Raw genomic sequence first — 2,279 nt, 5'->3', positions numbered from 1 at the left:
CCCACAGTCGTCGGCTGTACTTTGCTTTTGACTAGCTCCACATAATTGCGCTGCTTGAGCGTGGCAATAGTCGGTGCATAAGTCGAAGGACGACCGATCCCGCGCCGTTCCATCAATTGGACGAGTTTTGGCTCGGAGTAGCGTGGTGGTGGTTGAGTTTGTTTTTGCTCGTGACTGACGTTAGTGGCTGTGAGTGGTTGTTTTAGATGCAAGCTCGGTAGCACCGCATCGCCGCTAATATCCTTCCAATATTTGGCATAGCCTGCGAATTCCAGCATTTGCCCTCTGGCTTGCCACTGGATCTCGCCAGATTGGGTGACGATCGTCGTTTTGCGAATCTGTGCGGGTTTACATTGAGACGCGATCGATCGCATCCAAATCATCACGTACAGCGCAAATTCATCCTCTGAAAGCTGTTGTTTGAGTTCGCTTGATGCTTTTGTTAGATCGGTCGGTCTGACCGCTTCGTGAGCTTCCTGAGCGTCTTTGGAACTACGCTGTTTCGCTACCTTAGTCGGTACATTATCTTTGTCGTGAGCGAGTAGCCATTCCCGCGCGGCTTTACAAAAATCCTGACTCAGTTCGACCGAATCAGTCCGCATGTAAATGAAGGCGGTTAAAACCGCCGTGTCGTTTCCCTCTCAGGGCTAAAGCCCATGAGTTTCCCACATCCCGCTTATTTCTTATGAAAATGTGTGGTAGCTATCGAGCCAATCAATTTGAGTATGACCGCGCAGGTCGCTAGGATGAATTATGTTTACGGCAGTCGCGCTCATCTAGTTATCTCCCCTGTGCGTAAATTTATCGAGTACATCGCGAGCGATCTGCGGCTTGTAGCAAATTCTGGTATTCCTGTTCCTAGAGCCTAATTAATTCGATCGAGATTTATCTCTATCGATCGAGATATTGTGATGCAATCGCCCCGTTGCGATCGATTATTGATGCCGATTCAACCACACCATCATTTCGCCAATCTTAACTCGATCGCTAACAATACCAACATAAGCCAAATAGAGCGAGACAGATCCCCTGTGGCTGTGCCAGAATGACAATGGGTGTATCGGTCGAACAATTAGCTAACTGCTCTATTACCTGAGACTCGCGATGCACTTATACAATATCTGTCAATCCATTGCTGACGATCTCACAACTGCTTGTGACGATCTCGAAGACTTCCTATTTGCCGATTGGTATGCCGCCGCTCAATTGCCTAAGGCAGACCAAAGGTCAACGAAACCAGCCTGTAAAACGCGCGCGCCACGCACTTTAGCAGAATACAATTTGGCAATTCAATCGGCACCAACAGACGCCAATCTATTTTACGGTCGCGGCACGGTGCGGTACCGCTACCACGACCATGTGGGCGCGCTTGCCGACTACAATCTGGCACTCGAACTCAATCCCCAGTTGGCAGCAGCTTACACGGCTAGAGCCATTAGCTACATTCACCTCGATCGCCTGACAGATGCGATCGCCGATAGCGATCGAGCTGTCGAACTCCATCCCGATTTGCAAGTTGCTTATCATACCCGCGCTGTCGCCCGTTCCTATGGTGGCGATAACACTGGCGCGATCGCCGACTTCACGCGCTGTACTCAGCTCGCACCGAGTGCCGCCGCCTACTATAACCTCGGCGTCACCCAATTGACGAGCGATCTCTATACCCCCGCCCTCGCCAGCCTCTCCAAATCGATCGATCTGCGAACTGAAATCGCCACCTATTACGCCCGCAGCGTGGCTTTAGCTGGCTTAGGCGATGATTTTGGTACCAACCGCGATTATAGTGCCGCCCTGTCCATGGAAACCCCTGGTGCTGGCAGTCTCTACCCCAATGACGAACACGCCGCTTATTTCCGCGCGTTGGCACGGTTAGCAAGAAACCAACGGGAAGCCGCTCAAGCCGATCTCCAAACCACGATCGCGATTTGCGATCGCCACCACAACACCGCCCTCCGCCAACTAGCAACAGCTAAAATTGCCGAAATCGATCGCACTTAATTAACTCAAGTTACTACTTAACCCGAGTTCGGGTTAAGGATATTTGCTCCGCTTTAGCACCTCCGCCGAAGCCCCCAAGATCGATCGCAAGTGTGAGACTTGGGGGACTTGAAGCGTGAGAAAACTGGAAAGTTGGCAAGTGGGAGCGCAGCCATTTTTTTCGGTGCATTACGCTGTCTTGACTGAAACACGTGCGGAGGGAACCTCCGCGTGATTTCAGTCGCAAACCGTCGGGGAACAAAGGCGTGCGCGTTGGCGAAGCCGCTGCCTTAGCAGATACC

Annotated in this window: 1 protein-coding gene and 1 pseudogene; one reads left to right on the top strand and one right to left on the bottom strand. The window is 51.6% G+C overall.

Going from position 1 to position 2,279, the window contains the following annotated elements; translation table 11 throughout:
* Window positions 1-605: pseudogene (locus tag RMO84_RS19410) on the bottom strand (DNA topoisomerase); the annotation flags it as partial.
* 499 nt (window positions 606-1,104) lie between these two features.
* Here RMO84_RS19410 and RMO84_RS19405 point away from each other — a divergent pair.
* Window positions 1,105-1,998 carry a hypothetical protein gene (locus RMO84_RS19405; protein ID WP_310490082.1) on the top strand — a complete coding sequence of 298 codons (894 nt, stop codon included), beginning with the start codon at window positions 1,105-1,107 and terminating at the stop codon, window positions 1,996-1,998.
* The last annotated feature ends 281 nt before the right edge of the window (window positions 1,999-2,279 follow it).

It is taken from the genome of Chamaesiphon sp. VAR_69_metabat_338 (assembly GCF_031423935.1).
GTDB lineage: Bacteria > Cyanobacteriota > Cyanobacteriia > Cyanobacteriales > Chamaesiphonaceae > Chamaesiphon.
This window is presented reverse-complemented; position numbering and strand designations above follow the sequence as displayed.